Genomic DNA, 15,228 nt, shown 5'->3' on the forward strand with positions numbered 1-15,228 from the left:
CTTTCGAGCTCCCTTTCAGCATCAGGCCTGCTTGAGGAACGGATAATCCGTATACCCCTCAGGCCCATTGGCATAGTCGAACTGCGCCCGATGCTCGTTCAGCGGCGCCTGCACCCGCAGCCGCTCCACCAGGTCCGGGTTGGCAATGTAGCTGCGGCCGAAAGCCACGGCATCGATCAGGCCACGGCCGATCAAGTCTTCGCCTTTCTCGGCGGTATAGGCACCCGCCGCGATGATCACACCTGGGTACGCGGCACGGATCTGCTCGCGGAACTCATCACGCAGCGGCTTGCCACCGGCCCAGTCTGGCTCGGAGAGGTGCAGGTAGGCGAGGTTGCGCTTGGCCAGTTGCTTGATCAGGTACAGGCCGGCGGCTTCCTGGTCCTCGCCGTTGTCCACACCATTGAAACCACCCAGCGGGAACACGCGGATGCCAATGCGCTCGGCGCTCCAGTTGGCGATTGCAGCGTCCACGGCTTCCAGAACGATACGCGCACGGTTCTCCACGCTACCGCCGTAACGGTCTTCGCGTTGGTTGGCGCTCGGGGTGAGGAACTGGTGCAGCAGGTAGCCGTGGGCGGCGTGCAGCTCGATGAAATCGAAACCGGCCTCACGGGCGTTGACGGCGGCCTGACCGAAGTCGGCAACGATGGCCGCAATCTCGTCTTCGCTCAGGGCACGAGGCGTGGAGGTTTCCACCCGCATCAGGTTGCCTTGTTCATCGCGCAGGGTGGTGCGGGCGTTGGCCGGCAGGGCCGATGGTGCGACCGGTGCTTCGCCGTCGGGTTGCAGCGAGGTGTGCGAAACGCGGCCGGTGTGCCAGACCTGCACGGCGCTGTGGCCGCCATCGGCGTGGATGCCATCGTTCACGATCTTCCAGGCGGCGATTTGCTCGGCGCTGTGGATGCCGGGCGAACCGGAATAACCCTTGGCCTGGAAGGAAATCTGCGTGGCTTCGGTGATGATCAGGCCGGCGCTGGCGCGCTGGCGGTAGTATTCGGCCATCATCGGCGTCGGCACGTCACCGGGTTCCAGGCTGCGCAGGCGGGTGAGTGGGGCCATGAACACGCGGTTGGACAGGGTCAGGGGGCCGATCTGCAGGGGTTGCAAGAGTTTCATTGTTGCTCCAGAGGTAGGGAAACCAATGGCGCGAACGATACCGGGATGATTGGGGAAAGGGGGGACCGGGACCCCGGAGTAGAGCTCCCCAATGCCTTTTGCCTGTACTGGCCCCTTCGCGGGCTGGCAGCGAAGAGGCCAGTACAGGAGAACAATCAGCGACGAGCCAACCGCCCACTGACAAAATGCGCCACATCATTGAACCCAGGCGTCGACGCATGCCCCGGCGTCACCAGCGAATCGATGAATGCCTCGTCTTCCGCCGTGATCTTCACCTCCAGCGCCCCGCCATAGGTATCCCATTGCGCCTCAGTACGCGGCCCGACGATGGCCGAGCTGACCAGCTGGCTGTTGAGCACCCAGGCAATCGCGAACTCGACCAGGCCCACGCCCTTGGCCTGGGCGTAATCCTGCAGCTGCCGGGCAATGGCCAGCGACTCCTGGCGCCATTCCACTTCCATGATGCGCTTGTCCTGACGTGCCGCGCGGCTGCCGGCCTCGGGCTCGGCCCCCGGCGCATACTTGCCGCTGAGCACGCCACGGGCCAGCGGGCTGAAGGGCACCACGCCCAGGCCGTGATACGCGGCAGCAGTCATCTGCTCAGGCTCGGCCTGGCGGTTGACGATGTTGTACAGCGGCTGGCTCACCACCGGCTTGGCCACACCCAGGCGCTCGGCGAGGTTGCAGATTTCGGCAATGCGCCAGCCACGGTAGTTGGACACCCCCCAGTAGCGGATCTTGCCCTGCTGCAACAGGTCGCCGATGGCCCGCACGGTCTCTTCCAGCGGCACCTTGTGGTCTTCGCGGTGCAGGTAGTAGATGTCCAGGTAGTCCAGGTGCATGCGCGTCAGCGTGGAGTCGATGCCATTGAAGATGTGCTTGCGCGACAGCCCGCTGCGGTTGGGCAGGCCATCGGTGGGGCCCATGCCGACCTTGGAGGCGACGATCCAGTCCTGGCGGTGGCGCGCCACCGCTTCGCCGACGATCTCTTCGGAGCGGCCGGCGTTGTACACGTCGGCCGTGTCGATGAAGTTGATGCCCTGGTCCCAGGCCTTGTCGATGATCCGCAGTGCATCCTCGGTGCCGGTCTGCTCGCCGAACATCATGCTGCCCAGGGTCAGGGCGGAGACTTGCAGGCCGGATTGGCCCAGGGGACGGTAGATCATGCCGAGTATCCTTTGCGGGGAATGATCCGGTTGTTTTACACAGAACCGACGGGGTTTGAAAGGCCGCAAGGGCGCTGAATTCAGCCAATCAATTGGAGAGCTTCGTCCAGGCTCAAGGGCCGCTTCATCCGTTGTGACAGCGTCGCCATGGCATCCGAGTAACCCTTGGCTACCACCGCCTCGACCTGTTCCCCGACACACTGCAGGGCAATGAAGTCGCCTTTCTCCGGCTCACCGACGAACTCGATGCGGTTCCAGTCCCGGGCGTGTCCCAGCACCTCGTAGGTGCGCCCGTGCTGGTAGGTCCAGAAGAACGGCACATCGTTGTAGCGCCTTTGCTCACCCAGCATGTTGGCCGCTGCAATTACGCCGTGCTGCTGGGCCAGCCGCCAGTGCTCGATGCGCACCGGCTGCCCTGCATGGGGAAAGGTGGCGATATCGCCAGCGGCCCAGAGCCCATCGGCGGCATGCAGTTCGGCATCGACCGACACTGACTGGTCTTTGGCCAATTGCACACCTTGCACGAACGCCGTGGCCGGTTTAACGCCCGTTCCGAGTAACACCAGAGAGGTGCTCAGCTTCTCGCCATTGGCCAACTGCACGGCTTCGACCTTGTCTTCGCCCAAAAAGCGCTCGACCTCGGTCGGGCCGTGGAACACCACGCCCTTGCGTTCATGCAGCTCGCGAATGCAGCGTCCGATGCGCTCGCCCAGCTGTTTGGCCAACGGTACGTCGTGACGTGTGACCACATGCACCTGTACGCCATATTTGCGTAGCGCAGCGGCGGCTTCCAGGCCAATGAACCCGTCACCGACGATCACCACCGGCTGCCCAGGTTCGGCGGCATCGAGCAGGCGTGCGGCATCCTCGCGCGAGCGCAGGGTCATGATGCCGGGCAGGTCGACACCCGGCAGCTGCGGGCGCAACGGCTTGCCGCCGGTGGCCAGCAGGGCGGCGTCATAGTCGATGTGCTGGCCGTCGGCGAGGGTGATCTGGCGCTTTTTCGCATCCAGCGCACGGACCTTGCCGAAGCGCCGGTCAAGATGGCCCTTGCGCAGCTGATCGGGCTCCAGCAAGGCGGACACCTCGTCGGGCGCCATCTCCCCGGCAATGACGAACTTGCTCAAGGCGGTGCGATCGTAAGCGGGCTGCCGCTCCTGATCGAGCCAGATCAGGTGCCCGCCGAAGCCGTGGTCGAGCAGCGTGACCACCGCCGCCGAACCGGCGGCACCGGCACCGATCACCACGAAGGTGCGGGCATCGCTGTGTCGCGGTGACTCGCTCTGTGGCAAGGGTTGGTCATCGACCCACACCTCGCCCTCCTTGACCCATGCCCGGTACCTGCGCAGGCCCGTCAACGCCGGGGGTTCGCATACCGCGCCTTCATCGACGGCAAACGCGGCCTTGTGCCAGGGGCAGACCAGCAGGCCGCCGCAGATCACGCCTTCTTCCAGCGGCGCGCCTTCGTGCGGGCAGTTGCCCTGGTAGGCATGGACCTGATCGCCTTGGCGGATGAGGATCATTTCTTCGTTGCCGGCCTGGATGCGCAAGGGGCGCCTGGGATCGAGCTGTTCGAGGCGGGCCACGGCGTGCTGGGTCATGGGGCTTCTCCAAAGGGGGGCTTTGGAACCATTTGACGCCTGGGGTGGGAGAGGGATGCGTTGAGCTGACGATCGGTGTTCTTGTGTTCGCCTTGGGATTTTCAGCGCTTATGAGATCGAGCGCCGCCCGCGCGGCGCATCGCGAGCTCTGCTCGCTCCTACGTTTGTTTCGGGCCAGTTATTCCTGTGGGATTTGCCCGCGAACGCCTTGGCGCCTGGCGGGATATCGCGTCGTACAGACAAGGCGGTCGCGCGCGCCTGTCACAGGCGTTACTGGCCCGAAACAAACGTAGGAGCGAGCAGAGCTCGCGATGCGCCGCGCGGGCGGCGCTCGATCTAACAGGCGCTGCAAACCTCCCGGCGAACACCCCGGTGCCTCAACTTACCCGAGCAGTACTCAACGCCCCAGCCCGGGTAACCCGCAAGGCCACCAGGCTACCCAGCACAATCAGCGCGGCCAGCGAATACAGCGCAGCATCGGTAGACCCAGTCTGGTCCTTGATGAACCCGACCAGATACGGGCTGAGGAAACCAGCCATCTGCCCCACCGAGTTGATGATCGCCAGGCCCGCCACTGCGGCACTGGCGCTGAGCAGCGCGGTCGGCATCGGCCAGAACATCGGCAGGCCGGTGAGGGCGCCCATGGTGGCGATCGACAGGCCGAGGATGGCGATGGTCGGATTGCCGGCGAAGTTGACCGCGATCAGCAGGCCGACGGCGCCCATCAACATCGGCACTACGAGGTGCCAGCGCCGTTCGTTGCGCAGGTCTGCCGAGCGGCCGCAGAGGATCATGAACACCCCAGCCAGCAGGTACGGAATGGCGCTCAGCCAGCCGATCAGCAGCGGGTTGTCGAAGCCCATGTTCTTGATGATCGACGGCAGCCAGAAGTTGATCGCGTACACACCGCTCTGGATGCAGAAGTAGACGAAACCGAAGGTCCAGATCAGCGGGTTGGTCAATACAGCCATCACGCTGTCGCCGGTAGCGTTCGGTTTGCTGGCGGCGTCGGCCTTGAGGTCGGCGGCGATCAGCTGGCGTTCGGCGGGGCTCAGCCAGTCGGCTTTCTGGTAACCATCGCTGAGTAGCTTGATGGCCAGTACACCGAGGGCGACGGTTGGCAGGCCCTGGATCAGGAACATCCACTGCCAGCCGGCCAGGCCATGTTGGCCAGCGGCGAAGTGCTGCAGGATCCAGCCGGAGAACGGCCCGCCGAGCAGGCCCGACACCGGGATCGCCGACATGAACAAGGCCATGATGCGGCCACGGCGGTCAGCCGGGAACCAGCGCGAGAGGTACAGCACCACGCCGGGGAAGAAACCTGCCTCGGCGGCGCCGGTCAGCAGGCGCAGGGTGTAGAACTCGGTGGGGGTGGTGACGAACAGCAGGCAGGTCGACAGGCTGCCCCAGGCGATCATCATCGCCGCAATCCAGCGCCGCGGGCCGAAGCGGTTGAGCGCCAGGTTGCTCGGCAGGCCACAGAGCACGTAGCCGATGAAGAAGATGCCGGCGCCGAGGCCGTACACGGTTTCGCTGAACTTCAGTGCATCGAGCATCTGCAGCTTGGCGAAGCCGACGTTGACGCGGTCCAGGTAGTTGAACAGGTAGCAGATGAAAATGAACGGGATCAGCCGCAGGGTGATGCGCCGGTACAGCGCGTTGCGGGTGATGTCCGTGCCTTGGTCAGGGGCGGGGCTGTGTGCCATGATCGTGGTCTCTGTTGTTATGGTTGTCGCCGCGTCGCCTGTGCCGGCGCTCGCCCTGACGAGTCTCGGGGACGGCGGCGCGCCTGTCTTTGTGCTTTTGCACAGCGTATCGCGGATGGCGCTGTGCCGCCGTACAAAAGCTGACACGATTAAGGACCGCTGAATGTTCGAACTGGACCATGACCTGGCGCAGGATATCGTCAATCGGGCGATGGCCATTCTGCCCTGCAACGTCAACGTCATGGACAGCCAGGGGCTGATCCTCGGCAGTGGCGAGCCGGAGCGCATCAACACCCGTCACGAGGGTGCGCAGCTGGTGTTGGCCAATGGCCGGGTGGTCGAACTGGACGTCGACGCGGCCAAGTGCCTGAAGGGCGTGCAGCCTGGGGTCAACCTGCCGTTGATGCTCGACGGGCGCTTGATCGGCGTGCTCGGCCTGACCGGCGAGCCGCAGCAACTGCGCACCTACGGCGAGCTGGTGCGCATGACCGCCGAGATGCTCCTGGCGCAGCGCCATCTGCAGGTCGAGCAGCAGTGGCGGCGCCAGCGTTGCGACGACCTGCTGGCGCTGCTGCTCGGCGGCAGCGGCGATTCGCCACGGTTGCTGGACGAGGCCCAGCAGTTGGGCCTGAAGCCTCAGTTGCCACGGGTGCCATGCCTGTTCGAGCTGCAATCCGGGCCGCCTGCCGAAACGCTGTCGGCCTGGTTGATGAGCCGCTACCCGGAAAGCTGGTGCGTGAGCCCTTCGCGCGAGTCGCTGCTGTGGTGCCGGCCGGCGGGGCTGGTGCTGGATGAAGCACGCCTGATCGAGCGCCTGCGGCGCCACGGCTGGGAGGTGGAACGCCTGGCCCTGGGCAGCGCGGCGCAGAGCCTGGAACAGCTGCGCCGGGGTTACCGGCGGGTACGTGACTTGCTGGCCTATGGCCGTGAGGTGCTGCCGAAGGAACAGCTGCTGAGCCTCAGCCGCTACCGCTTGCCGGCCTTGCTCTGGCGCCATCGCAATGAAGACGCGCTGGATGAACTGCTTGAGCCGTTGCAACGCCTTCGCGCCCGGGATGCCAGCGGCCAGTTGCTGACCACGCTGCGCGCCTGGTGCGCGCACGATGGCCAGAGCCAGGCCTGTGCCGATGCCCTGGGTATCCACCGCAACAGCCTGCGTTACCGCCTGGAGCGTATCGCCGAACTGGGCGAAGTAGACCCGTTGCGCCTGGAAGGCATGCTGAGCCTGTACCTGGGGCTGCAACTGCTGCCGGCCGATTGAGCGCCGCCGAAGGCATTTGCCCAAACAACGCCATCGGCCTTTTGTGCATCCGACTGAGGCCGCCGCGCCAGACAGCTGTCAGCATGCCTGTTATCAGGACAGGAGAATCCCCATGAAAATCGTCATCGCCCCCGACTCGTTCAAGGACAGCCTCGACGCTGCCGGTGTCGCCCGTGCCATCGCCCTTGGCCTGGGCGAGGCGTTGCCCGCTGCCGAGCTGGTCGAATGCCCGATGGCCGATGGCGGCGAAGGCACCATGGAGGCGATTGTCGCTGCCAGCCATGGCGAACTGCGCCGGCAGACCGTGCGCGGGCCGCTGGGGCAGCGCGTGGAAGCCGGTTGGGGCTGGCTGGCAGAAAGCCGCACTGCGGTCATCGAGATGGCCCAGGCCAGCGGCATCCAGCTGGTACCCAGCGGCCAGCGCGATGCCTGCCGCAGCAGCACCTGGGGCACTGGTGAGCTGATCGCCGCAGCCCTGGCGGCCGGGGCGCAACGGATCGTCCTGGCCATTGGCGGCAGCGCCACCAACGATGGCGGCAGCGGCATGCTGCGGTCGCTGGGCCTGCGCCTGCTGGATGCCGACGGGCAAGCGCTGGAGGAGGGTGGCCTTGCCCTGGCCCGGCTGGCCCGTATCGACGCCAGTGACCTGGACCCACGGCTGGCCGAGGTGCAGGTCGACGTGGCGGCCGATGTCGACAACCCGCTGTGTGGCGCCAATGGCGCTTCGGCGATCTTCGGCCCACAGAAGGGCGCCAACCCCGAGCAGGTGCAGGCGCTGGACCAGGCCCTGGGCCACTTTGCCGACCACTGTGCGCAACTGCTCGGTGAAGACGTGCGCGACTTCCCGGGTTGCGGTGCGGCCGGGGGCATGGGCTTTGCCGCCAAGGCCTTCATGGGCGCACGCTTCCGCCCGGGGGTGGAAGTGGTCGCGGAGCTGGCTGGCCTGGACGCGCTGGTGCAAGGCGCCGACCTGGTGATTACCGGTGAAGGGCGCTTCGACGCCCAGACCCTGCGCGGCAAGACGCCCATGGGTGTCGCCCGGGTGGCTAAGCGTCACGGGGTGCCGGTGGTGGTGCTGGCGGGTACCCTGGGCGAAGGCTACCAGCAGCTGTATGCCCACGGTATCGACGCGGCCTTTGCCCTGTCCAATGGGCCGATGACCCTGGAGCAGGCGTGCGCGAACGCCGCGCAGCTATTGCAGGACCGTGCCGGTGATATCGCCCGTGTCTGGCAACGCGCCAGGCAGCAGCGCTGATACGTCGCAATCCTCCTGCATCAGCGGCTTCTGCAGGGTATCGGCAAAGCGCTGCGGCGCGCCCTGCTGGAGCATGGCAATGAAGCTGCCCAGCGCCGGCGAGGCGTTCTCGGTATTCCAGTTCATGTACAGGCCCATGCTCGGCGTGGGCTGGCCCTTGATCGGCCGGATCGGGCGGAACTGCACGCGGTCGCCCAAGGCCGAGTAGGCAATCGATTCCGGTACCAGGGCGACACCGAAACCGCAGGCCACCAGCCCGACCTGGGTGTGGATCTGCGCGGCCTCCTGGACGATCCTGGGGTGGAAGCCTGCCGACTCGCACAGGGCGATTAGCTGGCCGTGATAGCCGCTGCCCAGCGCCTGCGGGGTGAAGACGAAATCCTCATCGGCAAAATTGCGCAGGTCGACCACGGGCTGCCGCGCTTCGGGATGGTGAGCGGGCAAGGCCATGACGATCTGCTCGCTGAGCATCAGGCGTGATTCGAGGGTGCCTGCCGGCAGCGGCAGCTTGCGCATGAAGCCGACGTCCGCTTCCCCGGCCAGCAACGCCTTGGCCTGGGAGGCCGAAGGCATTTCGCGGATGGTCAGGCGCACGTTCGGGTAGGTTTCGCGAAATTGCTTCAAGGTGGTGAGCAGCGACGCGTAGTAGGCGATGGAAATAGCGGTGATGGTCAATTTGCCGCTGATGCCTTGGGAGACATTACGCGCGTATTCGATGCCTTGCTCCAGTTCCTTGAGCGTGCGGTAGGCTGTTTCCAGGAAGGCCACGCCAGCAGTGGTGAGCTTGACCGCCCGTTTGTTGCGCAGGAACAGGCTGAACCCCAGTTTTTCTTCGAGGCGGCTGATCGCCTGGCTCAGGGGCGGCTGGGCCATGTGCAGGCGCAGGGCCGCCTTGTGAAAGTGCAGCTCCTCGGCGACGGCAATGAACTGCCTGAGCAAGCGTGTCTCGATCATTCCCTCTTCCTTCGACGAGCCGGGACGGCGGTGATATCCCGGAGATATCAAAGTTGCATGCTTTTAATATTAAGTCATTGATTTTTTTGTTGTTATCGTAAAAAGGAGAATTGGAAGGGCTCTACAATGCCATTTACAGACCCATTCACGGGCAAGGTCGCCATCGTCACCGGTGCTGCCCAGGGCCTTGGCCTGGACTACGCCATGGCACTTGCAGCCCGTGGCGCCCGGGTCGTCATCAGCGACCTGGGCACCGACCGGTCAGGTGAAGGGCAGGACCCGACGGCCGTCAGCGCTGCGTTCGAAACCCTGCGCGCCAGGGGTTTCGACGTGGTCGCACACATCGGCCAGCTGGAACATGAAGACGCCTGCCGGCAACTGGTCGAGCTGGCCGTCGAACACTTCGGCGCACTGGACATCCTCATCCACAACGCGGGCTGGGTGGACTACCAGGGCATCGAGACCCAGGAACAGGCCTTCCTCGACCGCGCCCTGGGCATCAGCGTGCACGCGCCGGTGTGGCTGGCCAAGCATGCCTGGAAGCACCTGAAGCGATCAGCGGCACCGCGCATCGTGCTGACCACTTCCGACCGTGCCATGTACCAGCGTTACGCGCAGCCGGGGCTGGTGGCCTATGCGGCGGGCAAGATGGCCCAGGTCGGCATCATGAACGCCCTGAGCATGGAAGGGCAGGAGCACGGCATTCTGGTCAATGCGATCTCGCCCGTGGCCAAGACCCGCATGTGGGGTATCAGCCAGGCACCGCAAGAGCTCAAGCCGGAGTGGGTCACCCCGGGTGTGCTGTACCTGGCCAGCGGGCTGTGCCACGACACCGGCTATATCCTGAGGGCCAGCAACGGCCAGTTCACCGCCACGCGCCTGTGCGAGAACAGCGGGGTCAGCTACCCGCGCGACCTGGCACGGGTGGAGGCTGCCAGCCTGGCCGAAGTCGCGGCGCGCTGGAGCCGCATCAAGGAATGCCACTACCAGCCGGTCAAGGTTGCCAATACCCGTGCCGACCTGGGTGAAAGCCCGGTCTGGGATGCGCGGACGGGGGCGTTGTACTTCGTCGATATCACCGGCGGGCGTATCAACCGGCTGCAGCCCGATGGCAAGCTGGAGCGGTTGTATGAGTCGGCCGCACGTATTGGCGCACTGGCGCTGACCGACCGCGGCAACCTGATCTTCACCGAAGACTCCAGCGCGGTGCTGCTCGACCTTGCCTGCGGCCGCATTCGCCAGTACTCGGTACCCGTGCATCCGCGCTCGACCTATCGTTTCAACGATGGCGCCTGTGACCCACAGGGGCGCTTCGTCACCGGCCTGATGGACGAAGTCCCGAGTGGCGGGACCGGGGCGCTGTTCCGCTTCGACGGCCAGTTCAGTGACGAGGTGATCCATTGCGGCCTGGCGTTGCCCAATGGCTTGGCCTGGTCAGCCGACGGCCAGACGCTGTTCTTCGTCGACTCCGTGGCACGCAGGATCTACCGCGCCGAATACCCCGCAGAAGGGCGCCTGGAGCAGGTCAGCCTGTTCGCCGAGACGCCTGCCGAACTGGGGCGGCCGGACGGCATTGCGCTGGACCGTGAGGGTGGGCTGTGGGTCTGCCAGTTCAATGGCAGCTGCCTGCTGCATTACGACCGTCATGGCCACCTGACCGATCAGGTGGTGATGCCGGTACCGCGCCCGACCAGTTGCTGCTTTGGCGGCGAGAACCTGGATACCTTGTACATCACCACCGCACGGGTCGGCATGGCACCGGCGCAATTGCGCCATTACCCGGATGCGGGCGATCTTTACGCGATCCGCCCGGAGGTGGCTGGCATCGCACGGTATGCCTTCAAGGAATGAGCACCTGCCCCTGACTGGCCGGTAGCACGGCCAGCTCGCCGAAGCGTTGCGCGGCGTCGATATAGCGCAATGCTGACTTGGCGTCTTTCCAGCCCACGTAGCTCATCAGGGCTTTCAACTCCCAGCCATTGGCCGTTGCCCAGGTGGCAAAGCCGCGGCGCAGGGAATGGCCGGTGTACAGCGCGGCGGGTACCTCGGCACGTGCCAGCATGCGCCGTAGCAGGCCGACCAGGCTGTTGCTGTTGAGCGGCGTATCGCTGAGGTTGCCCCAGCGGTCGAGCTTGCGAAATACCGGGCCGTGGGCGATGCCCGCCACCTCGATCCATTGCAGGTAGGCATTGACCGGGCACAGCGTCTTCAGTGCCGGGGTGCGGTGCTGCACGCCCAGCGCTTCGCGGTCGCCCTTGCTGCGCGGCAGGAACAGGGTGATGCCCACGCCCGCTTCGGCCTGGATGTGCTCCACGCGCAAGCGCGCCAGTTCATCACCGCGAAAGCCGCGCCAGAAGCCCAGCAACAGCAAGGCGGTGTCACGCCGGGCGCGGCGCAGGGCTGGCAGGTCGTGGCATTCACGGGCCTGGGTGGCTTCGGCTTCGAAGCGCTCGACGGCTGCCTGCAGGTGTTGCAGTAACAGCGGGGCGGCTTGCCTGGGGGGTGTCGGGTGCAGGGTGCGGATGCCGCGCAGCACCTGGCGCACCAGCGGCGCCTTGGTCGGGTCGGGGAAGCCCTGGCTGATGTGCCACTGGCTGAGTGCTGCCAGACGCTGGCGCAGGGTGCTGACCGCGTGCTGTTCGGCGTGGTCGGCCAGGTAGCGGGCGATGCTGTCGGCGGTGGCCGGCAGGAACCCGCCCCAATGGGTCTCGAAGTGTTCGATGGCGGCTTGGTAGCTGCGCCGGGTGTTGTCGCGGGTGGCAGCGCGGACGTAGCGCTCGATGTCGGTCATGGCTGGCAGGTTGGTGGGAGACCGTGACACGATAAAGCTTATTGGTCCGCCTGTCCCGGCCTCTTCGCGGCAAAAGCCGCTCCCACAGGCCCTGCGCAACCCCTGTAGGAGCGGCTTTAGCCGCGAAGAGGCCGGCACAGGATGCGCGTAAATCAGCGAGGCAACGAGGCGTCCATCAATTGCCGCAGCGGCGCATATTCGGCCTGGCTCACCGGCACCAGCCCGCTGGCATCCTGAGAGGCGACAAAGGCCGCCATGGCCTTGGGGTCGTCCAGCATGGCCGTGCGAATGCGTTGCTTCAGCGCCGGGCACAGGCTGGCACTGAACACATAAGGGTCGTAGTAGATCGGCTGCGAGCGCCATTGCACCTTGAGTGCAGCCGGGCTCAGGGCATGCCGGGCGAGGTAGGCATCGGCCCGCTCGCTGGCGACGAAGGCGGCATCGACCCGACCATCGAGCAACGCTTCCAGCGCCTTGTCGTGGGTCCCGGCATACACCAGCGCGCCGAAGAATTGCGGTAACGGCGAGCCGACTTCGGCCGGGAACTCGACACTCGGCACCAGGCTGCCCGAGGTGCTGGCCGGGTCGCTCAGGGCCACACGCTTGCCGCGCAGTTGCTCGATGTTTTCGACGCTGTTGCCACGGGTCAGCAGCAGTGCCTGGTAATGGCTGCCGGCCGGCGTGTAAGGGCCAGCGCTCAAGGTGAAGGTCGCGAACGGTTCGATGCCGGGGTCGCGTCGGTTGGCCAATACATAAGATGCTGGGCCAAGCCGGGCGATGTCCGCGCCGCCGGAGACGATGGCGTCAACCACGCTTTCGTAGGAGGCGGCAATCACCAGTTCTACCGGCACACCCGCTGCCTGGCTCAGGCGCTGCAGCAGCGGCTGGTGTTCGCGAACCATGTCCTCGCTGCTCTTGATCGGGATCACCGCCAGGCGCAGGCTGCGCGGCGTGCAATCGGCCACGGCGGCAGAGGCCAACAGATTGGCCAGCAACAGCGCGGCCAGGGTCTTCACAACACGCATGGCTTTTCCTCGATACCGTTGAAGGGCGGATACTCACGCAACTGCGCCGGCGACAACGGCCGGCTGAAATGATAGCCCTGGGCGATATCGCAGCCGGCGAGCTTCAGGCACACCACCTGCTCGCGGGTCTCAACGCCTTCGGCCACCACCTCCAGGCCCAGGCGCTTGGCCAGGATGATGGTCGAGGACACGATCGGGCTGTCGTCGTAGCTATTGGACAGCGGTGCGATCAGCGAGCGGTCGATCTTCAGCTTGCTCAGCGGCAGCGACTGCAGGTGTGCGAAGCCGGCGTAGCCGCGGCCAAAGTCGTCCAGGCTGATGCCCAGGCCGGCGGCACGCAGGCGATGGAGGTGATCGACGGCGGTGCCTTCCGGGTCGAGGATGGTGGTTTCGGTGATCTCCAGCTCCAGGCGCTGCGGGTTTATGCCGTACAGCTTCAGCTTGGCCAGCAGGCGGGTGCTGAAGTCGGCCTGGCGCAACTGCATGGCCGAGACATTCACCGCCAGCCGTGCCTCACGGCCTTGCGCATCCCAGCGGGCCAGTTCTTCGCAGGCCAGGCGCAACACCTCCCAACCCAGTTCGATGATGAAACCACTGCGTTCGGCCAGGCTGATGAAGCGGTCGGGGTAGAGCAGCCCGAATTCGGGGTGATCCCACCGCACCAAGGCTTCATAGCCCAATACACGGTGGTTATCCAGGCGGATCTGCGGCTGGAAGTGCAGCACGAACTGGCGCTCGGTCAGGGCTGTGCCGAAGGCTTGCTCGAGGGTGAAGGCCTGGATGTCGGAAAGGTTGAGCGAGGGGTCGAAGAAGCGGTACTGGGCGCGCCCGGCCTGCTTTGCCGAGTACATGGCGGCATCGGCGCTGCGGATCAGGCTGTCGATGTCCTGGCCATCACGCGGGCAGATGCTGACCCCGACGCTGGGGCTGGTGTTGACCTCCTGGCCGTCGAGGGCGTAGATGGCCGAGAGCTTCTGCACCAGTGTGCGTACCCAGTTGTTGATCTGCGCCTCACTGCGCTCGCCCGCCAGCAGCACGACGAACTCGTCACCGCCAAAGCGCGAGGCCTCGTCGCCGGGTTCGAGCAGGCGCTGGATGCGCCCGGCAACCGCCTGCAGCAACAGGTCGCCGATCTTGTGCCCGAGCGAGTCGTTGATCGACTTGAAACGGTCCATGTCGATGAACAGGATTGCCATCAGGCGGCGTTTGCCGCGCTGCCGGGTCAGCGCCTGTCCGGCGACTTCGACGAACTGGCGGCGGTTGTGCAGGCCGCTGAGGTGGTCGGTGGCGGCGGCGTGGCTGCTGCGCCGGTGTTCGTCTTCCAGGCGGCCGATCAGTTGCTGGTTGACCTGCTGCGCGTGCTCCAGGGCGCTGAACGCCTCCTGGCGCTTGCGCAGCAGGCGCAGGGTCCAGGCCAGGCTGGCGAGGATCATCAGGGTCATGCTCAGGTTCAGCCAGAACTGCCGCGAATAGGCCAGCGTGGAAGGGGCGAGAATCTCGTCATAACGCTGGCTGACCACCACGCTGAAGCCACGCTCGGGCACCCGCCGGTACAGGCTCTGGTAAGGGACCCCGGACGCGTATTGGGTCAGCTGCCCGGCCGCCCCGTCGGCATCTGCCATGTCCGGTTCGAAGCTGTCGCCTGCCACCACCACGCCGCTGGTATCGATGCGCAGACGCTCCTGGCCATCGTCCTGAATCAGGCGCATCAAGCCGCTGTCGCCAAGGTCGATGTGCTGGAACAGCACCGCCAGGTAGCCAATGTCGAGCTGCACCACGAGAATATTGTCGATTTCCCGGCCCGGCAGGTCGGTCAACGGCAACAGGAAGGGCAGGCGCCAGTTGGGTAGGGTCGGGAGCGAGGTATCGGGGATGATCCGTGGCAGGAACGGTTTGAAACCGTAGTGGGCGACATGCACCTTCAATTGCTGCAGCCAGTCCGCCGGCAGCTGCGCGGCTTCGTCGCTATGGCTGGCGGACAGCAGCCGACCCTGGCGATCGTACAGGCTCATGCGCTTGAACACGGGGTCTTCGGCCAACAGCCTGGCAAGGCTCAGGCTGCCCTGGCGCAAGGTTTTCATGTCGTCCTGGGTCACCCGACCCACGGCCTGGGCGCGGTCGACCAGCTGGCGCAGGCTTTCGGCAACAATACTTGCCAGGTTCAGATGCTCGGCCGCCTTGGCCGCCAGTGCATCCTGGCGCGAGGCGGCCTTCTGGGTGACGTGCAGCCCCCAGAGGAAGGTCAGGGTGGCTGCACAGAGCATCAGGATCAGCAAGCGCAGGAGGCTTGCGGAGGAGAGAGAGCGACGGATCACTGCTGTTGTTCCCGACCCTGGGTGATGGTCGAAAA

11 protein-coding genes and 1 pseudogene are annotated in these 15,228 nt (G+C 65.6%); 4 read left to right on the plus strand and 8 right to left on the minus strand.

Annotated features, from left to right (window positions below; translation table 11 throughout):
- Positions 1-21: 21 nt before the first annotated feature.
- From C2H86_RS25415 to C2H86_RS25430, 4 genes are all read right to left on the minus strand, one after another.
- Entirely contained in the window at positions 22-1,119 is a 1,098-nt protein-coding gene (locus tag C2H86_RS25415) for an alkene reductase (protein WP_159410414.1), read from the minus strand.
- Positions 1,120-1,274: 155 nt separating this feature from the next.
- On the minus strand, positions 1,275-2,285 hold the full coding sequence (locus C2H86_RS25420; RefSeq protein ID WP_159410415.1) for an aldo/keto reductase: 1,011 nt from the start codon (positions 2,283-2,285) through the stop codon (positions 1,275-1,277).
- Between the two features lie 80 nt (positions 2,286-2,365).
- On the minus strand, positions 2,366-3,886 hold the full coding sequence (locus C2H86_RS25425) for an FAD-dependent oxidoreductase (RefSeq protein WP_159410416.1): 1,521 nt from the start codon (positions 3,884-3,886) through the stop codon (positions 2,366-2,368).
- Positions 3,887-4,263: 377 nt separating this feature from the next.
- Entirely contained in the window at positions 4,264-5,592 is a 1,329-nt protein-coding gene (locus tag C2H86_RS25430) for an MFS transporter (protein ID WP_159410417.1), read from the minus strand.
- Positions 5,593-5,755: 163 nt separating this feature from the next.
- Between C2H86_RS25430 and C2H86_RS25435 the strand changes: the two genes are divergently transcribed.
- Together C2H86_RS25435 and C2H86_RS25440 are read left to right on the plus strand one after the other, a co-directional pair.
- Positions 5,756-6,853, plus strand: coding sequence for a sugar diacid recognition domain-containing protein (locus C2H86_RS25435; RefSeq protein WP_159410418.1), 1,098 nt, complete (start codon positions 5,756-5,758; stop codon positions 6,851-6,853).
- A gap of 112 nt (positions 6,854-6,965) precedes the next feature.
- A complete protein-coding gene (locus C2H86_RS25440) occupies positions 6,966-8,108 on the plus strand; it encodes a glycerate kinase (protein ID WP_159410419.1) in 1,143 nt (380 codons plus the stop codon).
- On the opposite strand, the gene C2H86_RS25445 is transcribed toward C2H86_RS25440, so the two are convergent.
- A complete protein-coding gene (locus tag C2H86_RS25445) occupies positions 8,046-9,062 on the minus strand; it encodes a LysR substrate-binding domain-containing protein (RefSeq protein ID WP_159410420.1) in 1,017 nt (338 codons plus the stop codon). The two genes, C2H86_RS25440 and C2H86_RS25445, sit on opposite strands and share 63 nt — an antisense overlap.
- 204 nt (positions 9,063-9,266) lie before the next feature.
- Here C2H86_RS25445 and C2H86_RS28435 point away from each other — a divergent pair.
- Positions 9,267-9,752, plus strand: a pseudogene (locus C2H86_RS28435) (SDR family NAD(P)-dependent oxidoreductase); the annotation flags it as partial.
- Positions 9,753-9,803: 51 nt separating this feature from the next.
- Positions 9,804-10,913, plus strand: coding sequence for an SMP-30/gluconolactonase/LRE family protein (locus tag C2H86_RS28440; protein WP_240349735.1), 1,110 nt, complete (start codon positions 9,804-9,806; stop codon positions 10,911-10,913).
- Here C2H86_RS28440 and C2H86_RS25455 read toward each other — a convergent pair.
- The 3 genes from C2H86_RS25455 to C2H86_RS25465 all read right to left on the minus strand — a co-directional run bounded on the left by C2H86_RS25455 (position 10,903) and on the right by C2H86_RS25465 (position 15,193).
- Entirely contained in the window at positions 10,903-11,883 is a 981-nt protein-coding gene (locus tag C2H86_RS25455; protein ID WP_205524568.1) for a site-specific integrase, read from the minus strand. The genes C2H86_RS28440 and C2H86_RS25455 overlap by 11 nt on opposite strands.
- A gap of 122 nt (positions 11,884-12,005) precedes the next feature.
- Positions 12,006-12,878, minus strand: coding sequence for a phosphate/phosphite/phosphonate ABC transporter substrate-binding protein (locus C2H86_RS25460; RefSeq protein ID WP_159410422.1), 873 nt, complete (start codon positions 12,876-12,878; stop codon positions 12,006-12,008).
- Positions 12,866-15,193 (minus strand): putative bifunctional diguanylate cyclase/phosphodiesterase, encoded by a 2,328-nt coding sequence (locus C2H86_RS25465; protein WP_159410423.1) that lies wholly within the window; start codon positions 15,191-15,193, stop codon positions 12,866-12,868. Before C2H86_RS25465 ends, C2H86_RS25460 begins: the two co-directional genes overlap by 13 nt.
- Between the last annotated feature and the right edge of the window lie 35 nt (positions 15,194-15,228).

Source organism: Pseudomonas putida (genome assembly GCF_009883635.2).
GTDB lineage: Bacteria > Pseudomonadota > Gammaproteobacteria > Pseudomonadales > Pseudomonadaceae > Aquipseudomonas > Aquipseudomonas putida_W.

Bases quoted from the DNA above. Each gene is read 5' to 3' on its own strand.
- C2H86_RS25460 (WP_159410422.1), bottom strand. From the start codon at position 12,878: ATGCGTGTTGTGAAGACCCTGGCCGCGCTGTTGCTGGCCAATCTGTTG.
- C2H86_RS25445 (WP_159410420.1), bottom strand. From the start codon at position 9,062: ATGATCGAGACACGCTTGCTCAGGCAGTTCATTGCCGTCGCCGAGGAG.
- C2H86_RS25440 (WP_159410419.1), top strand. From the start codon at position 6,966: ATGAAAATCGTCATCGCCCCCGACTCGTTCAAGGACAGCCTCGACGCT.
- C2H86_RS28440 (WP_240349735.1), top strand. From the start codon at position 9,804: ATGTGGGGTATCAGCCAGGCACCGCAAGAGCTCAAGCCGGAGTGGGTC.
- C2H86_RS25415 (WP_159410414.1), bottom strand. From the start codon at position 1,119: ATGAAACTCTTGCAACCCCTGCAGATCGGCCCCCTGACCCTGTCCAAC.
- C2H86_RS25430 (WP_159410417.1), bottom strand. From the start codon at position 5,592: ATGGCACACAGCCCCGCCCCTGACCAAGGCACGGACATCACCCGCAAC.
- C2H86_RS25420 (WP_159410415.1), bottom strand. From the start codon at position 2,285: ATGATCTACCGTCCCCTGGGCCAATCCGGCCTGCAAGTCTCCGCCCTG.
- C2H86_RS25435 (WP_159410418.1), top strand. From the start codon at position 5,756: ATGTTCGAACTGGACCATGACCTGGCGCAGGATATCGTCAATCGGGCG.
- C2H86_RS25425 (WP_159410416.1), bottom strand. From the start codon at position 3,886: ATGACCCAGCACGCCGTGGCCCGCCTCGAACAGCTCGATCCCAGGCGC.